Annotated in this window: 19 protein-coding genes and 1 pseudogene; 9 read left to right on the top strand and 11 right to left on the bottom strand. The window is 72.4% G+C overall.

Going from position 1 to position 26,169, the window contains the following annotated elements; translation table 11 throughout:
• The first annotated feature begins 77 nt into the window (after nucleotides 1-77).
• Entirely contained in the window at nucleotides 78-1,250 is a 1,173-nt protein-coding gene (locus ACLBYB_RS16570) for a M20 aminoacylase family protein (RefSeq protein WP_020092575.1), read from the top strand.
• A 117-nt stretch (nucleotides 1,251-1,367) separates the two neighbouring features.
• Here the strand turns inward: ACLBYB_RS16570 and ACLBYB_RS16565 are convergent, their stop codons facing one another.
• Entirely contained in the window at nucleotides 1,368-2,768 is a 1,401-nt protein-coding gene (locus tag ACLBYB_RS16565) for a leucyl aminopeptidase family protein (RefSeq protein ID WP_447699423.1), read from the bottom strand.
• Between the two features lie 129 nt (nucleotides 2,769-2,897).
• Here ACLBYB_RS16565 and ACLBYB_RS16560 point away from each other — a divergent pair, with 129 nt between their 5' ends.
• From ACLBYB_RS16560 to ACLBYB_RS16540, 5 genes and pseudogenes are all read left to right on the top strand, one after another.
• A complete protein-coding gene (locus tag ACLBYB_RS16560; protein WP_056526184.1) occupies nucleotides 2,898-3,716 on the top strand; it encodes a hypothetical protein in 819 nt (272 codons plus the stop codon).
• 436 nt (nucleotides 3,717-4,152) lie between these two features.
• Nucleotides 4,153-6,852: an aconitate hydratase AcnA gene (gene acnA / locus ACLBYB_RS16555; RefSeq protein WP_447699422.1), complete on the top strand. Its 2,700-nt coding sequence runs from the start codon at nucleotides 4,153-4,155 to the stop codon at nucleotides 6,850-6,852.
• 311 nt (nucleotides 6,853-7,163) lie between these two features.
• On the top strand, nucleotides 7,164-7,850 hold the full coding sequence (locus ACLBYB_RS16550; RefSeq protein WP_447699421.1) for a metal ABC transporter permease: 687 nt from the start codon (nucleotides 7,164-7,166) through the stop codon (nucleotides 7,848-7,850).
• A gap of 217 nt (nucleotides 7,851-8,067) precedes the next feature.
• Nucleotides 8,068-9,728, top strand: a pseudogene (locus tag ACLBYB_RS16545) (OFA family MFS transporter).
• A gap of 76 nt (nucleotides 9,729-9,804) precedes the next feature.
• Nucleotides 9,805-10,722 (top strand): LysR family transcriptional regulator, encoded by a 918-nt coding sequence (locus ACLBYB_RS16540; RefSeq protein WP_020092569.1) that lies wholly within the window; start codon nucleotides 9,805-9,807, stop codon nucleotides 10,720-10,722.
• Nucleotides 10,723-11,112: 390 nt separating this feature from the next.
• Here the strand turns inward: ACLBYB_RS16540 and rpmG are convergent, their stop codons facing one another.
• From rpmG to ACLBYB_RS16510, 6 genes are all read right to left on the bottom strand, one after another.
• Nucleotides 11,113-11,280: a 50S ribosomal protein L33 gene (rpmG, locus tag ACLBYB_RS16535; protein ID WP_020092568.1), complete on the bottom strand. Its 168-nt coding sequence runs from the start codon at nucleotides 11,278-11,280 to the stop codon at nucleotides 11,113-11,115.
• A gap of 106 nt (nucleotides 11,281-11,386) precedes the next feature.
• Nucleotides 11,387-12,571 (bottom strand): MFS transporter, encoded by a 1,185-nt coding sequence (locus tag ACLBYB_RS16530; RefSeq protein WP_447699420.1) that lies wholly within the window; start codon nucleotides 12,569-12,571, stop codon nucleotides 11,387-11,389.
• The gene (locus ACLBYB_RS16525; protein ID WP_447699419.1) at nucleotides 12,568-13,311 is read right to left on the bottom strand and encodes an NUDIX hydrolase; all 744 of its coding nucleotides are present in this window, start codon (nucleotides 13,309-13,311) and stop codon (nucleotides 12,568-12,570) included. Before ACLBYB_RS16525 ends, ACLBYB_RS16530 begins: the two co-directional genes overlap by 4 nt.
• Nucleotides 13,268-13,732 (bottom strand): DUF983 domain-containing protein, encoded by a 465-nt coding sequence (locus tag ACLBYB_RS16520; protein WP_020092565.1) that lies wholly within the window; start codon nucleotides 13,730-13,732, stop codon nucleotides 13,268-13,270. Before ACLBYB_RS16520 ends, ACLBYB_RS16525 begins: the two co-directional genes overlap by 44 nt.
• A 23-nt stretch (nucleotides 13,733-13,755) precedes the next feature.
• On the bottom strand, nucleotides 13,756-16,077 hold the full coding sequence (rnr, locus tag ACLBYB_RS16515; protein WP_447699418.1) for a ribonuclease R: 2,322 nt from the start codon (nucleotides 16,075-16,077) through the stop codon (nucleotides 13,756-13,758).
• Between the two features lie 137 nt (nucleotides 16,078-16,214).
• A complete protein-coding gene (locus tag ACLBYB_RS16510; RefSeq protein ID WP_447699417.1) occupies nucleotides 16,215-16,553 on the bottom strand; it encodes a hypothetical protein in 339 nt (112 codons plus the stop codon).
• Nucleotides 16,554-16,677: 124 nt separating this feature from the next.
• Here ACLBYB_RS16510 and ydiJ point away from each other — a divergent pair, with 124 nt between their 5' ends.
• Entirely contained in the window at nucleotides 16,678-19,761 is a 3,084-nt protein-coding gene (ydiJ, locus tag ACLBYB_RS16505) for a D-2-hydroxyglutarate dehydrogenase YdiJ (protein WP_447699416.1), read from the top strand.
• 32 nt (nucleotides 19,762-19,793) lie between these two features.
• Nucleotides 19,794-20,684, top strand: coding sequence for a ketopantoate reductase family protein (locus tag ACLBYB_RS16500; protein WP_447699415.1), 891 nt, complete (start codon nucleotides 19,794-19,796; stop codon nucleotides 20,682-20,684).
• A 51-nt stretch (nucleotides 20,685-20,735) separates the two neighbouring features.
• Here the strand turns inward: ACLBYB_RS16500 and ACLBYB_RS16495 are convergent, their stop codons facing one another.
• From ACLBYB_RS16495 to ACLBYB_RS16480, 4 genes are all read right to left on the bottom strand, one after another.
• The gene (locus tag ACLBYB_RS16495) at nucleotides 20,736-21,050 is read right to left on the bottom strand and encodes a hypothetical protein (RefSeq protein WP_012320505.1); all 315 of its coding nucleotides are present in this window, start codon (nucleotides 21,048-21,050) and stop codon (nucleotides 20,736-20,738) included.
• A 17-nt stretch (nucleotides 21,051-21,067) separates the two neighbouring features.
• Complete coding sequence (locus tag ACLBYB_RS16490; RefSeq protein WP_020092559.1) at nucleotides 21,068-22,687, bottom strand: hybrid sensor histidine kinase/response regulator; 1,620 nt, start codon at nucleotides 22,685-22,687, stop codon at nucleotides 21,068-21,070.
• 132 nt (nucleotides 22,688-22,819) lie between these two features.
• The gene (locus ACLBYB_RS16485; protein ID WP_447699414.1) at nucleotides 22,820-24,793 is read right to left on the bottom strand and encodes an AI-2E family transporter; all 1,974 of its coding nucleotides are present in this window, start codon (nucleotides 24,791-24,793) and stop codon (nucleotides 22,820-22,822) included.
• A gap of 72 nt (nucleotides 24,794-24,865) precedes the next feature.
• The gene (locus ACLBYB_RS16480) at nucleotides 24,866-25,246 is read right to left on the bottom strand and encodes a response regulator (protein ID WP_020092557.1); all 381 of its coding nucleotides are present in this window, start codon (nucleotides 25,244-25,246) and stop codon (nucleotides 24,866-24,868) included.
• 196 nt (nucleotides 25,247-25,442) lie between these two features.
• On the opposite strand from ACLBYB_RS16480, the gene ACLBYB_RS16475 reads away from it, so the two are divergent.
• Entirely contained in the window at nucleotides 25,443-26,078 is a 636-nt protein-coding gene (locus tag ACLBYB_RS16475) for a glutathione S-transferase family protein (protein ID WP_447699413.1), read from the top strand.
• Nucleotides 26,079-26,169 lie beyond the last annotated feature (91 nt).

Genomic DNA, 26,169 nt, shown 5'->3' with positions numbered 1-26,169 from the left:
CTTGGCCGTTGACGGCGGCTCTGGCCCCGGCTTTGCTGGTCCGGCCCACCAGCCAAGGCCACGAGAGCCCCGCCCCGATGCCCGTCCTCGAACGGATCCGCGCCTTCGCCGACACGATGACGGCGTGGCGGCACGACCTGCACGCCCATCCCGAGCTGCTCTACGACGTCGACCGCACCGCCGGCTTCGTCGCCGAGACGCTGCGGTCCTTCGGCTGTGACGAGGTCGTCACCGGCATCGGTCGGACCGGGGTGGTGGGCGTCATCCGCGGCCGGGGACGCAGCTCCAACCGCGCCATCGGCCTGCGCGCCGACATGGACGCCCTGCCGATCCAGGAGGTGCGCGACCTGCCCTACCGCTCCACCGTGCCGGGCAAGATGCACGCCTGCGGCCACGACGGTCACACGACCATGCTCCTCGGCGCCGCCAAGTACCTCGCCGAGACCCGGGATTTCGACGGGGCGGCCGTGCTGATCTTCCAGCCCGCCGAGGAGGGTGGCGGCGGCGGCGAGGCGATGGTCGACGACGGAATGATGGAGCGGTTCGGGGTCGAGTCGGTCTACGGGATGCACAACATCCCCGGTATGGCCGTCGGCACCTTCGCGATCCGGCCGGGGCCGATCATGGCCTCGACCGACCGCTTCACGATCACGATCGAGGGGCGGGGCGGCCATGCGGCCCTGCCGCAGAACGCCGTCGACAGCGTGCTCGTGTCGAGCCACGTGATCATCGCCCTGCAGAGCATCGTGTCGCGCAACCTCGACCCGGTGCAGTCGGCCGTGGTCTCGGTCTGCGCGCTGGAGGCCGGCGAGGCCTTCAACGTCCTGCCGCAGACCGTCACCATGCGCGGCACCATGCGCACGCTGTCCCAGGCCGTGCGCGGCGAGATCAAGGCGCGGATCGAGACCCTGGTGGCCGAGATCGCCGGCGGCTTCGGCGCGCGGGGCGGGGTCGCGTACGGGGCGAGCTACCCGGTGACCGAGAACCATCCCGCCGAGACCGATTTCATGGCCGGCGTCGCCGAGGCGCTGGTGGGTGAGGAGAACGTCGACCGGACGGTGGCGCCGATGATGACCGCCGAGGACTTCTCCTACATGCTCGCCCGCCGTCCCGGCGCCTACATGTTCATCGGCAACGGCGACAGCGCCTCGCTCCACCACCCGCACTACGATTTCAACGACGCGGCCGCGCCGTACGGGGCTTCCCTGTGGGCGCGCCTGATCGAGACCGGGCTGCCGCGCACCGCCTGAGCGCGCCCCTAAGCACACCGTCATCGCGAGCGCAGCGAAGCGACCCAGGGCAGCGCGACATCTGTCAGCGGGGCGCCAACTGGATCGCTTCGCCGCGCTCGCGATGACGGGAGGCGATCAGCCGCCGTAGCGGGCCTTGAGCAGCGCGTAGGTCAGCCGCGCCGTCTGGACCTCGCCGCCCTCCGGCCGGCCGGGCTTGGCGGAGGGGTTCCAGCCGTAGAGGTCGAAATGGCCGTGCGCCTTCGTGCTGGGCGCGAAGCGCCGCAGGAACAGCGCCGCGGTGATCGCCCCCGCGAACGGGCCGCCCGACACGTTGTTGAGGTCGGCCACCTTGGAATCGAGCAGGCTCGCGTAGGGCGCGTGCAGCGGCATGCGCCAGACCGGGTCGATCGCCGCCCGGCCGGCCCGCGCCACTGCCTCGGCCAGCGCGTCGTCCTCCGTGAAGAAGGCCGGCAGGTCCGGCCCGAGGGCCACCCGGGCCGCGCCGGTCAGGGTCGAGAAGTCGAGGATCAGGTCGGGGGAATCCGCGTCCGCGAGGGCGAGCGCGTCGGCGAGGATCAGCCGGCCCTCCGCGTCGGTATTGCCGATCTCGACGCTGAGCCCGGCCCGGCTCGGCAGCACGTCGCCGGGGCGGAAGGCGTTGCCCGCGACCGCGTTCTCCACCGCGGGGATCAGCAGGCGCAGGCGCAGGTTCAGGCCCGCGCCCATGACCATGTCGGCGGCGGCCAGCGCCGCGGCGGCGCCGCCCATGTCCTTCTTCATCAGCAGCATCGCGGCCGACGGCTTCAGGTCGAGGCCGCCGGTGTCGAAGGCGACGCCCTTGCCGACCAGGGTCACGCGCGGCGCGTCCGCCGGCCCCCAGGTCAGGTCGATCAGCCGCGGGGCCCGGGGCGAAGCGGCGCCGACCGCGTGGATCAGCGGGTACCCCTCGGCGAGGGCCGCGCCTTCCGTGACGGCGACGGAGGCGCCGTGGCGCTCGGCCACCGCCCGGGCGGCCGCCTCGATCTCGGCGGGTCCGAGATCGTTGGCCGGCGTGTTGACGAGATCCCGGCCCAGCGCCACCGCGGCGGCGACCCGCTCCACCTCGGCCGCGTCGATGCCGGCGGGCGCCGCGAGCCGGGCCTTCGTGCCGCCGCCGGACCGGTAGCGGCCGAAGCGGTAGCTCCCCATCAGCCAGGCGAGGGCGGCCTCGGCCGGCTCGGGGGCGTTGTCCAGGCGGAAGGTCCCCTCCGGCAGCAGCCCCGGCAGCTTGCCGGCGAGGAGCCTGTCGTAGGCCGCGGCCTCCGGATCGCCGAGGCCGAACAGGACGCGCGCGAGGCCGCCGTCCGGGCCGGGCAGGAGCGCGAGGCTGCCCGCCTTCGGCTTGAAGCCGATGGCCCTGGCGAAGCTCCGCTGGGCGGGCTCCAGGCCGGACTCGACCGCCGCCCAGCCCCCGGTGGGGACCAGCGTCACCGGTACGGCCTGGGTGTCGCCGGGCAGGAGCCCGCGGGTCGTCGCCGGAATCTCGGCCTGGGTCATGTGCCTCTCGCGTGCCGCCCGGACCGGCGGCTTAACCGGTGATTAGGGTTAACGCTCTATCACCGGCCGGCCGGGAGCGTGAAGCGCGTGCCATCGCGTCCGGTCCCGATGCCGGCGGAGCGCACCATGATGACGGCCCTGTTCCGGGTCACCCGATCCCAGGCACGCCCCGGACGCCGCGCCGCCCTCGCGGCCGCCGTCGTCGCGCTGGGCCTGGCCGGCTGCAACACCCGCTCGCCCGAGACGACCGGGTCGATCGGCCCCCTCGGCGGGCCGTCCGCGGCCGCCGCGGCGCCCTCGCGGCAGGACATCGACCGGCTGGCCGAGCGCTACAACGCCGACCCCGCCGACGGGCGCACGGCGATGGCCTACGCCCGCGCCCTGCGGGCCACCGACCAGATCGGCCAGGCCTCGGCGGTGCTGCAGCAGGCCGCCCTGCGCAACCCGCGCGACCAGGCCCTGCTCGGTGCCTACGGAAAGTCGCTGGTCGAGGCGGGCCGCTTCCGCGAGGCGATCGACGTGCTCTCCAACGCCCACACGCCCGCCAATCCCGACTGGCGCATCCTGTCGGCGCAGGGCTCGGCCTCCGCCCAGCTCGGCGAGCAGGCCCGCGCCCAGGGCTTCTACGAGGCCGCCCTCAAGATCCGCCCGAACGAGCCCTCGCTCCTGTCCAATCTCGGCCTGTCCTACGCGCTGTCGCGCAACCTCGATCAGGCCGAGCAGACCCTGCGCCTCGCCGCCGACCAGCCCGGCGCCGACGCGCGGGTGCGGGCTAACCTCGCCATGGTGCTCGGCCTCAAGGGCCGCTTCGCCGATGCCGAGGCCGTCCTGCGCCGCGACATGAGCGCCGAGGAGGCGGCCACGAACGTCGCGTCCCTGCGCAGGCTCGCGGCCCAGCCGAATCGATCGAAGGCCCTGTCCGTCGCGGGCGTGCCCGGGCAAGGGTAGGGCGCTCGCGCCACGCGACTCCCGCCCTTCTGCGGGCTCGCGGACGTACGCAGCAGCACCGGCAACACCCGTGCGGCTCTCCGCTCCCGCTCGGGAGAGGGGGCCTGTCGCGCTCGGCCGCCACCGTCGATGCCCGCTGGAGATGCGCGAGTCGCGCAGGCCTCCGCGGCGCGCGCCCAGTCGCCGCCACGGTCCCCGACAGGAAAACGCACCTGTCATGACGACCCGGTAGCGGCCAGATTCGAAAAGTTCTATATCCCTCCGCGGCTGCGCCGCGCGGCATCACGGGCGTCCAAATCGCCCCCGCGCATCGTCCTGCCCGGGCACTCCCGGGGCGGCGCGCGCCCGTCGGGCGCTACACAGGCCGAACACGGATCTCGTAGCGCAGGTCTTGCCTGCGCGTGTTCGACAACCCGCAGCGAGGATAGAACCAGCCGTGCCCTCACTCGACAGCTTCAAGGCCCGCCAGACGCTCGAAGCCGGCGGCAAGACCTACACCTACTATTCCATTCCCGCGGCCGAGAAGAACGGCCTCGCCTCGGCGGCCGCGCTGCCCTTCTCCATGAAGGTGATCCTGGAGAACCTGCTCCGCTACGAGGACGATCGCTCGGTCAAGAAGGCCGACATCGAGGCCGCCGTCGGCTGGCTCGACCAGAAGGGCAAGGCCGAGGTCGAGATCGCGTTCCGCCCCTCCCGCGTGCTGATGCAGGACTTCACCGGCGTCCCGGCGGTGGTCGACCTCGCGGCCATGCGCGACGCCATGGTTGCGCTCGGCGGCGACCCGCAGAAGATCAACCCGCTGGTGCCGGTGGATCTCGTCATCGACCACTCGGTGATCGTCGACGAGTTCGGCACCCCGAAGGCGCTCGCCGACAACGTCGCCCTCGAATACGAGCGTAACGGCGAGCGCTACACCTTCCTGAAATGGGGCCAGTCCGCCTTCGACAACTTCTCGGTGGTCCCCCCGGGCACCGGCATCTGCCACCAGGTGAACCTGGAATACCTTGCCCAGACCGTCTGGACGAAGTCGGAGAACGGCGCCGACGTCGCCTATCCCGACTCGCTCGTCGGCACCGATTCGCACACCACCATGGTCAACGGCATGGCGGTGCTGGGCTGGGGCGTCGGCGGCATCGAGGCCGAGGCGGCCATGCTCGGCCAGCCGCTCTCGATGCTGATCCCCGAGGTCGTGGGCTTCAAGCTGTCGGGCAAGCTGCCCGAGGGCACCACCGCCACCGACCTCGTGCTCACCGTCACCCAGATGCTGCGCAAGAAGGGCGTGGTCGGCAAGTTCGTGGAGTTCTACGGCCCCGGCCTCGACGACATGGCGGTCGCCGACCGGGCCACGATCTCCAACATGGCCCCCGAGTACGGCGCGACCTGCGGCTTCTTCCCGGTCGACCAGAAGACCATCGACTTCCTGAAGGTCACCGGCCGCTCCGACGACCGGATCGCCCTGGTCGAGGCCTACGCCAAGGCGCAGGGCATGTGGCGCGACGCCCAGACCCCCGACCCGGTCTTCACCGACACGCTGGAACTCGACATGGGCCAAGTCCGGCCCTCGCTCGCCGGCCCGAAGCGCCCGCAGGACCGCGTGCTGCTCGACGGCGCCAAGCCCGGCTTCGCCGCCTCGATGGAGACCGAGTTCAAGAAGGCCGCCGACCTCGCGCGCCGCTACCCGGTCGAGGGCACCAACTTCGACATCGGGCACGGTGACGTGGTGATCGCCGCGATCACGAGCTGCACCAACACGTCGAACCCCTCGGTGATGATCGGCGCGGGCCTGCTCGCCCGCAACGCCGTCGCCAAGGGCCTGCGCTCCAAGCCGTGGGTGAAGACCTCGCTCGCGCCCGGATCGCAGGTGGTCGGCGAGTACCTGGAGAAGTCCGGCCTGCAGGAGCCGCTCGACGCGCTCGGCTTCAACCTCGTGGGCTTCGGCTGCACGACCTGCATCGGCAATTCCGGCCCGCTGCCGGAGGCGATCTCGAAGGCGATCAACGACAACGACGTCGTCGCCGCGGCGGTGCTCTCGGGCAACCGCAACTTCGAGGGTCGGGTGAATCCCGACGTGCGGGCGAACTACCTCGCCTCGCCGCCGCTCGTGGTCGCCTACGCGCTGGCCGGCTCGCTGCAGATCGACATCACCACGGAGCCGCTGGGCCAGGGCTCGGACGGCAAGCCCGTCTACCTCAAGGACATCTGGCCGTCCTCGGCCGAGGTCCAGCAGTTCATCGAGGAGAACATCACCTCCGCGCTGTTCAAGTCCCGCTACGCGGACGTGTTCGGCGGCGACCAGAACTGGAGGGACGTCGAGGTCACCGAGGCCGAGACCTTCGCGTGGAACCCGGGCTCCACCTACGTGCAGAACCCGCCCTACTTCGTCGGCATGGAGAAGACCCCCAAGCCCGTCGAGGACATCGAGGGTGCGCGCATCCTCGGCCTGTTCCTCGACTCGATCACCACCGACCACATCTCGCCGGCGGGCAACATCCGCGCGGCCTCGCCGGCCGGCGAGTACCTGCAGTCGCACCAAGTGCGCGTGCAGGACTTCAACCAGTACGGCACGCGGCGCGGCAACCACGAGGTGATGATGCGGGGCACCTTCGCCAACATCCGCATCAAGAACCAGATGGTGAAGGACGCCTCCGGCGGCGTGGTCGAGGGCGGGTGGACGCATTTCCAGCCGTCCGGCGAGAAGATGTTCATCTACGACGCGGCGATGAAGTACGCCGAACAGGGCACGCCGCTCGTGATCTTCGCCGGCAAGGAGTACGGCACCGGCTCGTCGCGCGACTGGGCGGCGAAGGGCACGAAGCTGCTCGGCGTCCGCGCCGTGGTGGCCGAGAGCTTCGAGCGCATTCACCGCTCGAACCTCGTCGGGATGGGCGTGGTGCCGCTGGTCTTCCAGGGCGATACGAGCTGGCAGTCGCTGGGCCTGAAGGGTGACGAGACCGTCACCATCAAGGGCCTCGCCGGCGAGCTGAAGCCCCGCCAGACGCTCACCGCGGAGATCAAGTCCGCCGACGGCTCGGTGAAGCAGGTCCCGCTGACCTGCCGCATCGATACGCTCGACGAGCTCGAGTACTTCCGCAACGGCGGCATCCTGCCCTACGTGCTGCGCTCGCTCGCGGCGTGAGCCTCCGGAGGGCAGCGTCCCCGCTGCCCGCGCGGTAATCAGGCGGCGCCCACCGGGTGCCGCCTGACTCGTTTTCGGTCGGTGCCGTCGTCCGACGCGCCACGCCGTCATCGCGAGCGCAGAGAAGTGATCCAGGGCGGCGCGACGGAGGAAGTCCTTGCGCCGGCTGGATTGCTTCGCTCCGCTCGCAAAGACGGTGGAGTCTGACAACCTCGCTCCTGTCGCCGAGCAGGTCGTTTCGCTTGCGCGCAACCTTGTTTCGCGCGCGGGCCGCCCCATAACCCGGCTCCTGAAGCCAGGATGGGACCCCGATGAAGCACCTCAGCAAGACACTCGTCGCCGCCGGCCTGACGGCCCTGCTGTCGAGTGCGGCCCTCGCCGCGCAGGTCGAGCGCGTCCGCGGGACCGTCGACAAGGCCGACGGCGGCACGGTCACGATCAAGACCGACGACGGCAAGACCGAGACCGTCGACGTGAGCGGCGCCAAATTCGCCTGGGTGGTCCCGTCGAGCCTCGACGCGATCAAGGACGGCGTCTTCATCGGCACCGCCACCAAGGGCGAGAACCCGATGACCGCCCTTGAGGTCGTCCTCTTCCCCGAGTCGATGCGCGGCACGGGCGAGGGCCATTACGGCTGGGATTCGATCACCGACCACACCGCGGGCGCCGGCGCCAAGGTGAAGAGCGCGATGACCAACGGCACGGTGAAGGCCGAGTCGTCGAACGCCCCGAAGGTGAAGAGCGCGATGACGAACGGCACCGTGAAGGCCGACAAGGCGGCCTCGGGCGGCGAGCGCACGCTGACGGTGAGCTACGGCAAGGACGGCTCCAAGGAGATCGTGGTGCCGGCCTCGGCGCCGATCGTGGCCTTCGAGCCCGCCGACAAGGCGATCCTGACCCCCGGGTCGAAGGTGTTCGCCGTGGTCGCCAAGGACGGCAGCAAGGCCGAGGGCAAGCTCGTGGCGGTCGGCAAGGACGGCCTGACCCCGCCCATGTGAGGGCGGCAGCCGCTGCGGGCGCCGGACAGACCGGCGCCCGCAGCGGCGGTCCATACGGCCTCCGGACGGCGCGTTGACGAAGAATCCGCATACAGTCGGCGCCGGACTGGATTAAAATCGACGTCTCAGCGTGTCGCGCGCTGGCACCCTGCACACAAATCGCGCATCGTCCGCCGCCGCGAGGCCCGCCAACGAGGCCGCGGCGGAGGAGTCCATCATGGGTGCTGGAGTGGCAGGCGCGATCGCGCCTGAGGGAACGCCGAGTCTGTTGTCGCGCGAGCGGATCGTCGCCAAGCCGGGCTTCAACCGGTGGCTGGTGCCGCCGGCGGCGCTGGCGATCCATCTCTGCATCGGGATGGCCTACGGCCTGTCGGTGTTCTGGCTGCCGCTGACCCGGGCGCTCTCCGTGGGCAAGCCGGCGCCCGCCGCCTGCCCCGACATGGGCGTGATGACGGCCCTGTTCACCACCACCTGCGACTGGCGGGTCAGCGACCTCGTCACGGTCTTCTCCATCGGCATCGTCGTGCTCGGTCTCTCGGCCGCCCTGTTCGGCGGCTGGCTGGAGCGGGCCGGACCGCGCAAGGCCGGCATCGCGGCGGCCCTCTGCTGGGGCGGCGGCTTCCTGATCGGCGCCTTCGGCGTCTACATCCACCAGCTCTGGCTGGTCTGGCTCGGCATGGGCCTGATCGGCGGCATCGGCCTCGGGCTCGGCTACATCTCGCCGGTCTCGACCCTGATCAAGTGGTTCCCGGACCGGCGCGGCATGGCGACCGGCATGGCGATCATGGGCTTCGGCGGCGGCGCGATGATCGGCTCGCCCCTGGCCGACAGCCTGATCAAGAGCTTCCGGACCGCCGATTCGGCCGGCGTCTGGCAGACCCTCGCGGTGATGGGCGTGGGGTACATCCTGTTCATGCTGGGCGGCGCGTTCGGCTACCGGGTGCCGCCGGCCGGCTGGCGCCCGGACGGCTGGACCAGCCCGGCCGCCAAGAACGCCATGATCGCCTCGGGGCACGTCCACCTGCGCGACGCCCACAAGACCGTCCAGTTCTGGATGATCTGGCTCGTCCTGTTCCTCAATGTGTCGGCCGGCATCGGCGTGCTGGCGCTGGCCTCGCCGATGCTCCAGGAGATCTTCGGCGGCGAGCTGATCGGCCTGCCCGGGACCGGCTTCTGGCCCTCGACGCCGGCCAGAAGGCGCAGGTCGCGGCCATCGCGGCCGGCTTCGTCGGCCTGCTCTCACTCTTCAACATCCTGGGCCGGTTCTTCTGGGCCTCGATGTCGGACCGCATCGGGCGGAAGGTCACCTACGCGATCTTCTTCGCCCTGGGCGGCCTCCTGTACGCGGCCGCGCCCTGGGCCGCCGGCATCGGCTCGCAGGCGCTGTTCGTCGCGATCTTCTGCGTGATCCTGTCCATGTACGGCGGCGGCTTCGCGACCGTGCCGGCCTATCTCGCCGACGTGTTCGGCACGCAGTTCGTAGGCGCCATCCACGGGCGCCTGCTCACCGCCTGGTCGATGGCCGGCATCGTCGGGCCCTTCGTCATCACCAAGATCCGCGAGGCGCAGGTCGCCGCGGGCGTGCAGGGGGCCGATCTCTACGGCCGGACCATGTACGTGCTGGCGAGCTTCCTGGCGGTCGGCTTCCTCTGCAACCTGCTCGTCCGGCCCCTGGCGCAACGCTGGTTCATGTCCGATTCCGAGCGGGCCTCCCTGGACGTCCGCGCCGGCGCTACGGCCTCGGGGCCGTCCGGCTCCTTCGGGATCGGCCGCGGCGGCTTCAGCGCGGGGGCCGCGCTGGCCTGGGCGGTGGTCGGCATCCCGATCGTCTGGGGCATCGGCATCACCCTGTCGAAGGCGTTCATCCTGTTCCGCTGAGCGGGCACGCTCGGTTGTGGCGGGCCCGGCGGGCCGCTAGGTTTCCGGCGCCTCGCCGTGCCGGGATGCCTTCGTCGTGATCGACAAGCTGGACTTCCTGCTCGCGCTCGCGCGCGAGCAGCATTTCGGGCACGCCGCCGAAGCCTGCGGCGTGACCCAGCAGACTCTCTCGGCCGGCGTGAAGCAGCTGGAGAACCGGTTCGGCGTGCAGCTCGTGCTGCGCGGCTCCCGCTTCCAGGGCTTCACCCCCGAGGGCGAGCGGGTCCTCGAATGGGCGCGGCGCATCGTGGCCGACGCGCGGGCCATGCACGAGGAGGTCACCGGTCTGCGCCGGGGCCTGACCGGCCATCTCCGCATCGCCGCGATCCCCACGGCGCTGCCGATGATCGTGAACCTCACGACGCCCTACCGCGAGCGGCACCCGGACGTGCGGCTGACGGTCGAATCGGCCACCTCCGCCGACATCTTCTCGCTGATCGAGAACCTGGAGGCGGATGCGGGCCTGACCTACCTCGACAACGAGCCCCTCGGGCGGGTGATCTCCGTCCCGCTCTACCGGGAGCGCTACCGCCTCGTGACGGCGATCGGCGGGCCCTTCGAGGGTCGCACCAGCGTCACCTGGGCCGAGACCAGCCGCCTGCCCCTCTGCCTGCTCACGCCGAACATGCAGAACCGACGGATCATCGACCAGCAGATCCGCGAGGCGGGTGCGGATCCCGCCGCGACCCTCGAGTCGAACTCGATGATCGTGCTGCTGACCCACGTGCGCACCCTGCGCTGGGCCTCGATCATGCCGGAGATCCTAGTCGACGCCTTGGGCCCCATGGAGGGCGTGCGCACGATCCCGATCACCGCACCCGACCTGGAGCACACGATCGGCCTCGTCGCCCCGCGGCGCGAGCCGTCCACGCCGATGGTGACGGCGCTCGTGGCTATCGCGCGGTCCCTGGCACGGACGCTCGATCCGGATCTGGCCGCGCCGGGCCCTTCCTGAGCGGTCGGCTCCGGGCGCGGGCCGGAACGCGGCGTTCCGCGAGCAAGCCGCGGGTCGCCCGGAGCGCGTACACCGGCAGCGTCAGGACGCGCCAGAGCGCGAGGATTGCCGCGGTGATGAGAATCGCCAGCAGGATCCGCTGCATCGAACCCGCCCTCCAACCGCCGAGCTGGCCGAGAACGCGGGCCGGTGATCGGCCGGCGGGTCGGGCAGCGTCCGGGACGAGCGACGGTTAACGAGTCGTGCTGGCGCCGGGCTGTCGGCCGGTCAGGTCGCGGTTCGGGAGATCCCGGCGACGCCGTGCGCGGGAACGCGCCGGGCAAGGAAAAAGCCGCCCCGTCTCCGGAGCGGCTTCCCGTGGGCGGTCAGGCCGCGAAGCGGCCCGCGGCCTTACTTGATCTTGGTTTCCTTGAAGTCGACGTGCTTGCGCGCGACCGGGTCGTACTTGCGCATCGTCAGCTTCTCGGTCTGCGTGCGGGAGTTCTTCTTGGTGACGTAGAAATAGCCCGTGTCGGCGGTGGAGACGAGCTTGATCTTGACGGTGACGGCCTTGGCCATGGCGCGGCGCTCCTGCAGGGTGCGGCATTCCGCGTGAGCGAAACGCAAATGGCCGGGAGGGCCCGGCCGAATACGGGCGGGTGAATGCCCGATCGGGCCCGGCAGGTCAAGAGCGGACGCGCCGGCGCTCCGTCGCGGCGAGCCAGCCGGCGAAGGCCAGGAACAGGGCGAACAGCGCCAGCGCGAACCCGTTCGGCGGCACGAGGTCGAGCCCGCCGCCGATCACCGGCGGCCCCAGCATCAACCCGACATTGTAGAGCACCACGAAGGCCGCGTTGGCGCCCGCGAGATCGTTCGGCGGCGTGCGGTCGCCCAGCATCGCGAGGCCGACCGTGTAGAGGGTCCCGGCGATGCCGCCCCAGACGAGGAGCAGCGCGCCGAACGCCGCCGGATGGCCGGCCGCGAGGGGGATCAGGGCCGAGCCCGCCGCCCCCGCGAGGCCCGCGCCGAGGAGCACCGCGCCCCGGTCGAGGCGGTCGGCGAGCCAGCCGAACGGGATCTGGAACAGCACGTTGCCCAGCGCGATCAGGCTGACGAGGCCGGCCGCCCCTTGCGCGTCGTAGCCGAGGCGCAGGCCGTAGAGCGGCAGGATGGCGAAGATGCCGGTCTCCACCGCCCCGTAGGCCAGGGCCGCCGCCAGGGCGCCGGGGGCGAGCCGGACGTAGCCGAGGATGCCGCGGCCGGATCCTGTCTCGATCGTCGGCGACAGCCCGCGGGCCAGGGCGATGGGCAGGCCGCCGGCGAGCATGAGGGCGGCCCCCGTCGCGTAGGGCGCCAGCCCCTCGGTCCCGACCAGGGCCAGCAGCAGCGGTCCGACCGCGAAGCCCGCCGCCAGCACGGTGGCGTAGATGCCCATCACCAGGCCGCGCCGCTCTGGCGGGGCGGCGGCGTTGATCCAGTACTCGGAGAGGACGAACAGCGCGCCGAGCGTTGCCGAGAAGACGAAGCGCAGGGGGAACCACAGGGCGATGCCCGGCAGCAGCGGGAACAGCGCGAGGCTGATCGCCCCGACGAGGAGCGCCAGGCCGAGCAGCGGGGCGACGCCGACCCGCGCGGCGAGGCGCGGCACGAACGGCACCGTGCAGATGCTGGCGATGCCCGCCACCGCGGTGTTGAGCCCGATCAGCGTGCTCGACGCGCCGCGCCGCTCCATCTCGATCGAGAGGAGCGGGATCGACAGGCTGAGGCCGATGCCGACGACGGTGACGCAGGTCACGGCCGCCGAGATCGCCGCCACGTCCTCCGAACTGATCCCCCGCCGCCCGTCCTGCAATCCGTCCGGACCGCTCACAAGGCCACCCGTTCGCGCCGCCCGTAGCGCTCGTAATGGAACGGAATCATCCGGTAGGGCGCGAAATCGGCGGCGATCTGCGCCTCCAGATCGTCGAGGATCGCGCGGGTGATGTAGGGCAGGTCGAGCTTGCGGGCGGCGTCGAGCCGGACCCAGGCGAGTTCGGTGAACTCGGCGTCGGCCTCGACCCGCCCCGGCTCCTCGGCCGCCACCATCCGGCGGTCGACGGTGAAGAAGCGCGTGTCGAAGCGGCGCACGCGCTTCGGTGGGGTGATCGCGCGGGCGACGAGGTGCAGCGCCTCGAGGTCGGGCAGGACGCCGTGCCGGGCGAAGCCCTCCCAGCCCGCCGGGACGTCCTCGGGCGCACCGTGCTCGGTCGTGCCGAGGAGCAGACCGGTCTCCTCGTAGGTCTCGCGGATCGCGGCGAGCGCCAGCGCCCGGCCGAGATGGTGCGGGGGCCGGGACACCTGCCGGGTCAGCGCCGCCTCGGCGTAGTCCGGGAGCGCCCCGGCCACCGGCATGTGGCGGTCGCCGAGCTCGATCCGGCCGCCCGGGAAGACGAACTTGCCCGGCATGAAGGCGAGGTTGGGGTTGCGCCGGCCCATCAGGACCTTCGGGCCACCCCTCCCGCGCCGGTCGATCACGATCATGGTCGCGGCGTCGCGCGGCCGCAGGCGCGCCGCGGCGGGCTTCCGCTCAGGAGCTGTGACGATCGGGGGCTCCCGCTGCGGCTCCGGCAAGGCGCGTCTCCTCAAGCCCCGGGGCGGGGCGGCTCCGCGGTAGCGTGGCGAAGCCGTGCATGCCAAGGGCGTATTGCAGCCCGACGACGGCGCCCTTCACGGGCTGGAGCAGGGCCAGCGCGAAGACGAGGGTGAAGACCGGCCACACGCCCATCTCGACCCAGAGCGGCACGTCGTAGGCGCTCTCGGTCTCCAGGATGAGGTAGCCGACGATATGGGCGACGATGAAGATCACCACGTAGGGCGGCAGGTCGTCGGCCCGGTGGTGGTGCAACTCCAGGCCGCAGACGTCGCATTCCGGCCGCACCTTGAGGAAGCGGCCGAAGATCCGGCCCTGGCCGCAATGCGGGCAGCGGCCGACGAAGCCCCGGGCCATCGCGGGGATCAGGCGGGTGCGCTCGGGAATCGCGTCGGCGGCCATGCCCTGGCTGTACACCGCCCGGGTCAGCGGCGCGAGCCGCGGTGGCGCGACCCGGTGTTGCGGATGCCGGCGGGGCGGCCGGGCGGCGCGGCCTTGAAGGGCCGCCCGCCGGACTTCTTCCCCGGCCCGGCGGACCGGGCGCCGGAGCGGGTCCGGCCCTCGCTGAGCAGCTCGAAGCGCAGCGCCCCGGCCACCGGCGCGGCCTCCACGAGCCGCACCTCGACCCGGTCGCCGAGGCGGAACGTCTCCCCGGTGCGCTCGCCGACCAGGGCGTGGCGGCCCTCCTCGTGGCGGAAATAGTCGGCGCCGAGCTGCGAGACCGGCACGAAGCCGTCCGCGCCGGTCTCGTCGAGCTTGATGAACAGGCCGGCCCGGGTGACGCCGGCGATCTGGCCCGCGAAGGTCGCGCCGACCTGGTCGGCGAGGTGGTGGGCGATGAGGCGGTCGATCGTCTCGCGCTCGGCCGCCATGGCGCGGCGCTCGGCCGCCGAGATCTGCTCGCCGATCTGCGCCAGCTCGCCGAGGGAGACGTCGCTCGCGAGCCCGTCCGAGCCGAGCCGGCAGGCGGTGATCAGCGCGCGGTGCACGATCAGGTCGGCGTAGCGCCGGATCGGCGAGGTGAAATGCGCGTAGCGGCGCAGGTTCAGGCCGAAATGCCCGAGATTCTCGGGCGCGTAGACGGCCTGGGCCTGGCTGCGCAGGATCACCTCGTTGAGGAACACCCCGTGCTCGGTTTCGGCCGCGGTGGCGAGGATCCGGTTGAACAGGGCGGGGCGCAGCGCCCCCTCCTTGGGCAGCTTGATGCCGACCGAGGCCAGGACCTCGCCGAGCGCCCGCATCTTCTCCAGGGCGGGCTCGTCGTGGACGCGGTAGATCAGGGGCTGTCGGGCCTGCTCCAGGGTCTCGGCGGCGGCGACGTTCGCCTGGATCATGAACTCCTCGATCAGCCGGTGGGCGTCGAGGCGCTCCGGCACGATCACCCGGTCGACCGCGCCCTCGGGGCTCAGGAGAACCTTGCGCTCGGGCAGGTCGAGGGCCAGCGGCCCGCGGCGGTCGCGGGCCGCGCGCATGGCCGCGTAGGCCGCCCAGAGGGGGCGGAGCGCCGTCTCCAGCAGCGGCCCGGTCGCGTCGTCCGGCCGCCCGTCGATGGCGGCCTGCGCCTGCGCGTAGGCGAGCTTGGCGCGGGAGCGCATCATCACCCGATGGAAGGCGTGGCGGCGCTTCTCGCCGTCGGCGGCGATGACCATCCGCACCGCCAGCGCCGGCCGGTCCTCGCCCTCGCGGAGCGAGCAGAGGTCGTTCGAGATCCGCTCGGGCAGCATCGGCACGACCCGGTCGGGGAAGTAGACCGAGTTGCCCCGCTCCAGCGCCTCCCGGTCGAGGCTGGAGCCCGGCCGGACATAGGCGGCCACGTCCGCGATGGCGACGGTGAGGATGAAGCCGCCGGGGTTGGCCGGGTCGGGATCGGCCTCGGCCATGACGGCGTCGTCGTGGTCCTTGGCGTCCGGCGGGTCGATGGTCACGAGCGGCCGGTCGCGCCAGTCCTCGCGGCCCTTCAGGGTGGCGGGCTTGGCGGAATCGGCCTCCGCCAGCGTCGCGTCGGCGAAGACGTGCGGGATGTTGTGGAGGTGCAGCGCGATCAGGCTCACCGCCTTCTCGGAACCGAGCGAGCCGAGCCGCTCCCGCACACGCCCCTTCGGCAGGCCGAACCGGGTCTCGCGCTCCAGCGAGACGCTGACGAGGTCGCCGTCGCGGGCCTGCCCCTCCTCGCCGGGCGGGATCAGGATCTCGCGGCCCTGCGCGCGCTTCTCGACGGGCACGATCCGGCCGCCCTGCGCGCCGGCCCGGTAGACACCGATGATCTCGGCCTTGTTCTTCCCGATGACCTTGACGACCCGGCCGGTGTAGCCGCCCTCCGCGTCGCGCTCGACCCGGATCAGGGCGCGGTCGCCGATGCCCGGGGCCGGACGGTTGCCCTTCCGGGGGCCGCGGGGCTGCGTCAGCACGATGGCGGGCGGCTTGCCGGTGCCGGTCCACTCCACCGGGACCGCCAGGAAATCGCCGTGGCGGTCGCGGGATCGGATATCGGCCAGCACGACCGGCGGCAGGTGGCCCGCCGGGGCGAGGCCGCCGCGGCCGCGGTCGAGGGCGCCGTCCTCCTCGATCTCCTTGAGGACGCGCTTGAGGTCGATCTTGGCGGCCCCCTTGATGCCGAAGGCCTTGGCGATCTCCCGCTTGCCGACGCGCTCCTTCGACTCGGCCACGAAGGCGAGGATCTGCTCACGGGTGGGGAAGGGCTGCGGAGCGGCGGGCTCGGCCGCCGGGGCGGTGGTGCGTCGTGCCAAAAGGGGGGTGCCGGAGAGTTCTGCGATAGACGGGACCCGCGTGCGGGCGCGGGACCGAGGCGTCGGTCCTGTGAGGCTAACATGGGTGGCCGGCCCGCGCGCGGCAACGCCGTGCCGGCACTCCTCAACAGGCGCGATCAGCCGGTCGAGGCGCTCTTGCGGATGCGCGCCACGGCCTGATCCACGTCGAGGTCGGGTGCGAGGAGCTCGTCCAGGGTGAAGGGGCAGGCGCGCGGCAGGGTCAGGTTCACCCGTCCCTCCAGCGGCGCGAGTTCCGGGCTCTCCGCCGCCTGGACGGCGAGCGTCCAGGCGCCGTCCATCCGCAGGCTCTCGGGCTCGGGCGGATCGCTCGCGAGGGCGGCGAGCCTGGCGCGGCCGGCCGCGCGGCAGGCGTCGCTCAGGCCGTCGTCCGAGAGGAGGGCGGCCTTGATCAGCTCGGCCAGGGCATCCCTGACCCGTTCGAGGCTCGCGTTCATGGGCATCCGTTCCGGAGATTGCGGGAGGTCGCAGGAGGTCGCGGGTGCGTGGCAAGCCGGATGCCAGCGCGCGCCGTCCCGTCGCCGATGGTCTCCCGCGATCCGCCGGGTGTAGAAGGCGCGGATGATCCCGGTCCTGACCCGCCACACCGAGGCCGTGCCGCTCTACGCCGCGGCCTGCGCCGAGCTGCGCCTGCGCGGCTTCGAGGGCGACCTGACGCTCTCGGACGCCGACCGCACGGTCTTTTCCACCGACAACTCGATCTACCAGGTGGCGCCGGGGGCCGTGGCCTTTCCGCGCACCCGCGACGACCTCGTGCGCGTCGCCAAGCTCCTCGCGGATCCGCGCTTCGCCGAGATCGTGATCCGGCCCCGGGGCGGGGCGACCGGCACCAACGGGCAGTCGCTGGGCCACGGCCTCGTGGTCGACACCTCGCGGCACATGAACCGCATCCTGGAGATCGACGTCGCGAACCGCGTCGTCCGGGTCGAGCCGGGGGTGGTGAAGGACCAGCTCAACCGGGAGCTCGCCAAGCACGGCCTGTTCTTCGCGCCGGAGCTCTCCACCTCGAACCGCGCCACGATCGGCGGGATGATCTCGACCGATGCCTGCGGGCAGGGCTCGTGCCTCTACGGCAAGACCCGGGACCACGTCCTCGCGCTGACCTGCGTGCTCACCGACGGCACGGTCTGGACCGCCGAGCCCTTGGACCCGGCCGGGCTCGACGCCGCCAAGGGCCGCGACGACCGCGTCGGCGCCATCCACCGCACCGTCGACGCCGTCGTCACCGAGAACGCCGCGCTCATCGCCGAGCGCTTCCCCAAGCTCAACCGCTGCCTCACCGGCTACGACCTCGCGCATCTGCGCGACGCGGGCGGCCGGTTCGACCTCAAGAGCGTGATCTGCGGCTCCGAGGGGACGCTGGCGCTGATCGCCGAGGCGCGGCTGAACGTGCTGCCGATCCCCAAGGCCGCCGTGCTGGTCGCGCTCTCGTACATCGACTTCGACGCGGCGCTGCGCGACGCGCAGGCGCTGCTGCCGTTCGGCGCCGCCTCCGTTGAGACGATCGACTCCACGGTCCTGGCGCTGGCCCGCAAGGACCCGATCTGGGCCGAAGTTCGGGCCTTCTTCCCCGACGATCCGGCCGGGCGGCCGGTGGACGGCATCAATCTCGTGGAGTTCGTCGGCGACGACGCCGCGACCGTGGAGGCGGCCCTCGCGCGGCTCACCGGGATGCTGGAGGCCGAGCGCGGCACCGACACGAAGCGCCTCGGCTTCACCATCGCCCGGGGCGACGCGATCGAGCGGCTCTGGACCATGCGCAAGAAGGCGGTGGGCCTGCTCGGCGCCGCCAAGGGCGACGCGCGCCCGATCCCGTTCGTGGAGGACACGGCGGTCCCGCCGGAGCGGCTCGCCGACTTCATCGCGGAGTTCCGCGCGCTCCTCGACGGCAAGGGGCTGCGCTACGGCATGTTCGGCCACGTCGATGCCGGCGTGCTGCACGTGCGGCCGGCCATCGACCTCAAGGACCCGGCGCAGAACGGCCTGATCCGCGAGGTCACGGAGGGGGTGGTCGCGCTCACCGCCAAGTACGGCGGCCTGCTCTGGGGCGAGCACGGCAAGGGCTTCCGCTCGGAATTCGTGCCGGAGACGTTCGGGCCGCTGATGCCGGCGCTGGAGGCGGTCAAGCGCGCCTTCGACCCGGACGACCGGATGAACCCGGGCAAGATCGCCTCGGCCAGGGGTGCGGGCCTGACCCGGATCGACGGCGTGCCGCGCCGGGGCGAGCGGGATCGAACCATCCCGGCGCCGGTCCGGGAGGATTTCGACGAAGCGCTCCACTGCAACGGCAACGGCGCCTGCTTCAGCTTCGACGCGGACGAGGCCATGTGCCCGTCTTGGAGAGCGACGCGGGAGCGGCGCCACTCGCCCAAGGGTCGCGCCTCGCTGATGCGCGAGTGGCTGCGCCGCGCCGCGGAGGCCGGGACCGACCCGGCCGCCGAGCTGGCGCGGCAGCCCGCCGGGTGGCTCTCCGACGTGGCGGCGACCCTGCGGAGCCGCCTCCGCGGCCGGTCCGAGGCCGACGACTTCTCCCACGCCGTCAAGGAGGCGATGGACGGCTGCCTCGCCTGCAAGTCCTGCACGGGGTCCTGCCCGATCAAGGTCGACGTGCCGACCTTCCGGGCGAAGTTCCTGGCGCTCTATCACACGCGCTACGCGCGGCCGCTGAAGGACCATCTCGTGGCGGCGCTGGAGCCGCTGCTGCCCCTGGCGGCGCGGGCGCCGCGCCTCTTCAACGCGGTCCTGGCCAATCCGCTGGCCCGGCTGATCCTGGCCCGGGCCGGGCTGGTGGCGATCCCGGCCCTGTCGCCCGTCGCGCTCGCGGCGCGGCTGGCGGAACGCGGCGTCGCCGTCGCGTCCCCGGACGCCCTGGCCCGGCTGGACCCGCGGGAGCGCGCGCGGTCCGTGCTGGTGGTGCAGGACGCCTTCACCAGCCATTTCGACGCGGAAGTCGTGGCCGACAGCTGCGACCTCCTCGCCGCCCTCGGCTTCCGGCCCTGGCTGGTGCCCTACCGGCCGAACGGCAAGCCGCTGCACGTGCACGGCTTCCTGGCGCGGTTCGCCGCCGTCGCCCGCTCGAACGCCGCGATGCTGCGCGACCTCGCCGGGCACGGCGTGCCCCTGGTCGGGATCGACCCGTCGATGACGCTGACCTACCGGTCCGAGTACGCGCAGGCGCTGGGCGGCGATCTCCCGAAGGTCCACCTCCTGCAGGAATGGCTCGCCGCCCGGCTCGACCGGATCGCGCCGGGGCAGGGCGGGCGCACGATGCGGCTGCTGCCCCACTGCACCGAGCGCACCAACGCGCCGGGCGCGGTGCGGGACTGGCAGGCCGTGTTCGCCCATCTCGGCCTGCGGCTCGAGGTGCCGGCCGCCGGCTGCTGCGGCATGGCGGGGACCTACGGTCACGAGGCGCGCCACCGCGCCACCTCCGAGGCGATCTACGGCCTGAGCTGGGCCAGCCACGTCGCCGAGGCGCCCGGCTGCACCCTGCTGGCGGACGGCTATTCCTGCCGCTCCCAGGCCAAGCTGGTCGACGGCGTGCGGCTGCGGCACCCGGCCCAGGCGCTGCTGGAGCATGTCCGCGCGTCTGAGGCGGGCGCGGCGCCCTTCCATCCCGAGCGCGCCGCGGCGGTGGCGCCGTGAGCCCCGCCGTGAGCCCCGCCGTGAGACCCGCCATGACCGTCGCCGTCGTGGGGGCCGGTGCGGTCGGCTGCTACTACGGGTTCCTCCTGGCGCGGGCCGGCCACGCGGTGACGCTGATCGGCCGTCCCGCCCTGGTCGAGGCGGTGGAGAAGGACGGTCTCGTGCTGGAGAGCGCGGCCGGGACGGCCTCCGTGCCCGTCCGGGCGACCGATACGGGGGCGGGCGTGTCGGGCGCCGACCTCGTGCTGGTCTGCGTGAAGTCGGGCGACACCGAGGCGGCGGGCGCGATGATCGCCCCCCACCTCGATCCGGCCGCCACGGTCCTCAGCCTCCAGAACGGCGTCGACAACGCCGAGCGGCTCGCCGCCGTGCTGGGCCGGCCGGTGGTGCCGGTGGCGGTCTACGTCGCCACCGCGATGGCGGGCCCCGGCCACGTCCGGCACAACGGGCGCGGCGACCTGATCCTCGGCGCGTCCGAGACGAGCGGGCACGTCGCCGCCGCGTTCGCGGCGGCCGGCATCCCGACCACCGTCTCGGAGACGGCCGTCGACGCGCTCTGGGCGAAGCTGATCATCAACTGCGCCTACAACGCCCTGTCGGCCCTGACGCAGCTGCCCTACGGCCGCCTGGTGGAGGGCGAGGGCGTGGCCGCGGTCATCGCGGACGTCGTCCAGGAATGCGCGCGCGTCGTGGAGGCCGAGGGCGTGTCCGTGTCGCCCGGCATCCTCGACGACGTGATGGCGCTCAGCACCGCCATGGCCGGACAGCGCTCGTCCACCGCCCAGGACCTGGCCCGCGGCCGGCCGAGCGAGATCGACCACCTCAACGGCACCATCGTGCGCCGGGGCGCGGCGCACGGGATCCCGACGCCAGCGAACCGGCTGCTGCACGCGCTGGTCAAGCTCGCCGAGCGGCGGGACTGAGATCGACCCCGCACCGGCACGGAGGCCGGAGGCCCGGCTCGCGACGGGCGGTCAGGCCCGAGCGGCGGCGTTGGCCTTGCGGGTCGCGGCGGCCTTCCTGGCGGAGGCGGAGCGCTCGGCGGCCGTCCGCCCGGCCGAGGCCTTGCCGCCGGACGCGCCGCCCTTGTGGGCGGCCGGGTGACCGGTGGCCTTGCCGCGGCCCGATCCGCCCGGCTTCTTGCCGCCGCCGTCGTCCTTGTTGACGGTGGCCCAGGCCCGGGCCTCCGCTTCCTTCTCCGGCACGCCGCGGGACTCGTACGACTCGGCGATGTGCTCGGCCTTGCGCTTCTGCTTGTCGGTGTATTTCGACTTGTCGCCCTGGGACATGGGCCGTCTCCCGAAGCTCAGCCCACCCCGGTCGGACCGTCGAGGATCGCGCGCACGCGGCGGACCAGCTCCGTGCGCCGGTAGGGCTTGTTCAGGAGATCAAACTCCGAGCCGCCGATATCGGTTCGCTCCAGGCTCGCCTCCGCGTAGCCCGTGGCGAGCAGCACCTTGAGCTTGGGCTGGCGGCGCCGGGCCTCGCGGGCCAGGAGCACACCGTTCATGCCCCCCGGCATGATCAGGTCGGTGAAGAGCAGATCGACCTTCCCGCTCGAATCCAGGATCTCCAGCGCCTCGCGGGCGTTGCTCGCGACCAGCGTCGTGTAGCCGAAGTCCCGCAGGATGGTGCGGGCGAGCTCGGCCACGTCCTCGCGGTCGTCGACGATCAGGATCGTCTCGGTGCCCTGGCGGTCCACGGCCCGCAGCGAGACCTTCGCGGGGGCGTTGACGTCGCCGTCGGTCGCGGGGAACGACAGGCGCACCGTTGTGCCGGACCCCACCGCCGACTCGATCTGCGCGGCGCCGCCCGACTGCTTGGCGAAGCCGTAGACCATCGACAGGCCGAGACCCGTCCCCTTGCCCTCCTCCTTGGTGGTGAAGAACGGGTCCATCACCCGGGCGAGCACGGCGGGCGGGATGCCGGTGCCGCTGTCCCTGATGGCGATGCTGACGTAGCGGCCGTCGCGCAGCGGCCCGATCTCCCGGCCGCGCGCGGCGATCTCGCTGTTCTCGGTGGAGATCCGGACGGTGCCGCCCTCCGGCATCGCGTCGCGGGCGTTGATCAGCACGTTCAGGATCGCGACCTCGGCCTGGGTCGGGTCGACGCGGCAGTTCCAGAGATCGGGCGCGAGGTCGAGTTCGACCTTCACGGCCTCGCCCACCGAGCGGGCGACCATCTCGCCCATCCCCTCGATCAGGGTGTTGAGATTGACCGCGCGGCCGTCCAGCCGCTGCTTGCGGGCGAAGGCCAGCAACTGCTGCGTCAGCGTCGTGGCGCGCTCGGCCGCCTGCCGGATGTTCTCGGTGGCGCGGCCGAGCCGCGCGCGGTCGGCGTCGGGCTTCTCCAGGCCGGCCGCCAGGATGTCGACGTAGCCGACGATCACCTGCAGCAGGTTGTTGAAATCGTGCGCGATGCCGCCGGTGAGCTGGCCGAGCGCCTCCATCTTCTGGGCCTGGCCCAGCGCCTCCTCGGCATCGCGGCGGCGCGAGACGTCGAGCTGCGAGCCGAAGTAGTACACGAGCTCGCCGTCGGCATTGTAGACCGGCGAGACGAACAGGGCGTTCCAGAAAGTCGAGCCGTTCTTGCGGTAGTTCAGGATCTCGGTGGCGAACTCGCGCTTCTCGGCGATCGCCGCGCGGACCTGCGCGACGCTCTCGCGGTCGGTGTCGGGACCCTGGAGGAAGCGGCAGTTGCGCCCGATCAGCTCTTCCGGCGTGTAGCCGGTCATCGCCAGGAACGCCCGGTTGGCGAAGATGATCGGGTTGTCGGGCTGGCGCGGATCGGTGACGATCATCGGCATCCGCGTCGTCTCGACGGCCGCGAAGAAGATGTCGCTCTTGCGGTCGGTGATGTCGCTCGGGGCGCCGTCCCGGATCGGCGGACTCGGCCCGGAGGGCGGTGTTTCTGGCGTCTCAGACATGCGAGGCGGTCGTCACCTTCCTGGCCGGGAAAGACCTCTGCGCGCGGTCGATCACGCGAGGCGTGCGCGAGACTAGCGGCCGGACGGCCGAAGTCGACCTTGTATCCCCAGCGGCGGTGTCGCGCGAAGGGCTCATGCCGCGGCCGGCCGCGCCGCCTCGGAAGGCGCGCCCACGGGGGCCGGGACGAGCCGGGGCGGCGCGGCCTCGCGGCAGGCGCCCAGCACCGCCGACAGCGCCTCGTTCAGCGACGTCACCAGGAAGTCCGCCGAGGTCGCCCGGCGCAGGCGCTCCAGGGTCGCCGGATCGCGCTCGCGCCAGAAGCCGACCAGGATGCGGACACCCGGCACCGCGGCCCGGGCCTGCCGGACGGTGAACCGGATCTGCGACAGGCTCACCGGCTCCAGGTAGGAGAAGCAGATCAGCGCGAGGCCGTCCGGGTTCTCCGGCCGCTCGCCGGCGCGGATCGCCGCCATGGACAGGATCTGCGAGGCCAGCCCGTGGCGCGCGAGGATCTGGCTCAGCATCAGCGTCGCCGCCTCGTCGAACGGGCCGCGGCTCGACACGCACAGGACCGGCGTCTCGCCGCGCCAGTTGGGCGCGAGGTCCTCGCGCTCGAGGACGATGCCGGCCACCTGCCGGTCGGGCCCGACGGCGGCGAGCGCCGCCGCGGTCTCGGTGTCGGGGCCGCGGCCGGATCCCCGCCGGGCGCGGCGCCCGACCGGCGCCGTGCCGAGGCGGTCCACCACCGTCCCGATCGCGGCACCGACCTCGGCCTGCCGTTCCCGATCCAGTGTGCCGCGGGACAGGTCCTCCTGCGCCAGCAGGAGGCCCGCGAGGGCGACCTCGTCGTAGTAGGTGACGAGGGCGCGCTCCTTCAGGAACTGCCAGCCCTGGTCGATCGCCTCGACCGGGTCGCCGGCCAGCATGCGCTGGTAGAAGATCTCGGGCGGCGACAGGGCGGGCTGATCGCCCAGCAGCACGTCGAGGTACCAGAGCCGCTCCACGTGCCGGCCGAGCACCACGAGGCAGACGGTGAGGGGCGTGGCCAGCACGAGGCCGATCGGGCCCCACAGGAACGTCCAGATCGTCGCGGCCAGGATGACGGCGACCGGCGAGAGGCCGGTCGAGTGCCCGTAGAGCAGCGGCTCGATGACGTGGCCGCAGATCGGCTCGACCACGAGGAACAGCGCCGCGGTGGCGATCACCATGCTCCAGCCGGGATCGACGGCGGCCGCGAGGATCAGCGGCAGCAGGGCGCTGATCGCCGCGCCGATATAGGGCACGAACCGCAGGATCGCGGCGAGCACGCCGAACAGGGTCGGGCTCGGCACGCCGATCAGCCAGAGGCCGATGCCGATCACCAGCCCGAAGGCGATGTTGAGGGCGAGCTGGGCCAGGAAGAACCGGCTCAGCCGGCTCGTGGCGTCGTCGATCGCCGCCGTCGTGCGCCGCAGATCGCCCGAGCCGCCGGCGAGCCGGATCGCCCGGTTCCGCAGGTCCTCGCGCTGGAGCAGGATGAAGATCGTGAAGATCAGGATCAGGCCGGTCGTCGCCAGCGGGTGCAGGATCGGGCCGGCGAAGGTCTGAAGCGTGTCGACGACGCTCGCGCGGGCGGGGGTGAGCTCGACCGTGAGCGGGTGCGTGCGCGATCCCGGCTCGCCGCGGACCTCCGCGGCCGGCGGCGGCTGCAGGGTGGCGCTGAGATCCTGCACCATGTCGACGATCCGCGAGAGCGTGCCGGTCCCGGCCGTCGCCCCGCGCAGATCCTTGATCTTCGTGCGCATCACCTGCGTGTAGCGCGGCAGGTCGGAGGCGAGCTGGGACGCCTCGCTGGCGATCAGGCTGCCGATGCCGAACAGGGCGCCGAAGACGATCACCACGACGAGCAGGACCGCCGGCGCGCGGGGCACGCGCAGCCGCCGCAGCATCCGCACCGCCGGCACGAGGACGAAGCTCAGGAGGATCGCCAGCGTCACCGGCACGAGGATCTCGCGCCCGAGGTAGAGGGCCGCCATCGTGGCGACCACGAGGAGGAGCGACGCCAGCGCCACGAAGATCGGCAGGCCCTGCCGCAGGCGCTGGGCAGTGACGGGATCCTCGCTCACGGACACGCTCCACTCACATCAGGTCTCGGGGCCGCAGATCTCGGGGCCGCAGGTCGCGCGTCCGCTGCCGGGTCAGCTCGCCTGCGCGGTCTCGCCCAGGGCGGCGCTGATCTGGCTGAGCAGCTTCGAGAAATCGACGGGCTTCGGGTGATAGTCGTCGCAGCCGGCCTGGATGGCCTTGTCGCGGTCGCCCGACATGGCGTGGGCCGTGAGCGCGATGATCGGGATCGCCCGGGTGTCGGTGCCGGATTTCAGCGTCCGGGCGACCGACCAGCCGTCGAGGACCGGCAGGTTCATGTCGAGGAGGATCACGTCGGGCTGGCCCGAGCGCGCCTGCCGGACGCCGGCCTCGCCGTCATGCGCGAGCATCACCTCGTAGCCGCGCCGCTTGAGGCGGCGCGAGAGGAAATCCCAGATCTCTTCGTGGTCCTCGACCAGCAGTATCTTCGCCATCAGAACTCGTAACCCCCGGCTCGCGTCGTGCCGGTCGGAAGCCCAACGCGCGGCAACGCACAATCGCCCAACGTTCCTGCCGCGATTCCGGTCCCTGAGGAAGTGGCGCTCCGGTCCGCGGTTGACCCGTCGGTCCGCGGGTAAGAGCGTGGACGCCAACGAATCGACAATCCTCGGACGGGGCGGAACAACCACTATGCCTGACATCGAGCTCTATCATTCGCCCAATACCCGCTCGTCGGGCGTCCGCGTGCTGCTCGAGGAACTCGGGGTCCCGTACCGGCTGCACGCGCTTAACATGCGCGCCGGCGAGCACCTCCAGGACGCCTATCGCGCCGTGAACCCGATGGCGAAGGTGCCGGCGATCCGCCACGGCGACGCCCTGGTGACCGAGCAGGCGGCCGTCTACCTCTACCTGGCCGATCTGTTCCCCGAGGCGGGGCTCGCCCCGGCACCGACCGAGCCCGACCGGGCCACCTACCTGCGCTGGATGGTGTTCTACGGCTCCTGCTTCGAGCCCGCGGTGGTCGACCGGTACCTGAAGCGGGAGCCAGGCCCGCGCGCCATGTCGGCCTACGCCGATTACGACAGCGTCATCGCCCGGGTGAAGGAGGCCCTGACGCCCGGCCCGTACCTGCTCGGCGCGCGCTTCAGCGCTGCCGACGTGCTGTGGGGCGGCGCCCTCGGCTGGACGACGGGCTTCGGCCTCGTCGCGCCCGACCCGGTGCTGGCGGCCTACGTGGAGCGCATCCGGTCCCGCCCGGCCTCGCGGAAGGTCGCGGCCGCGGACGCGCAGCTCGCCGAGGTGCACCAAGCGGCCGCGTCCGCCTGACCGCGGCCGGACTCTTGCTGGGGCTCGCGCCGGGGGCCGGCCCCGGCGCGCGGTCCGGTCTCCCGCCGCCGGCGCACACCGCGGGCGGCCC

This window comes from Methylobacterium sp. D54C, from assembly GCF_053345595.1.
This window is presented reverse-complemented; position numbering and strand designations above follow the sequence as displayed.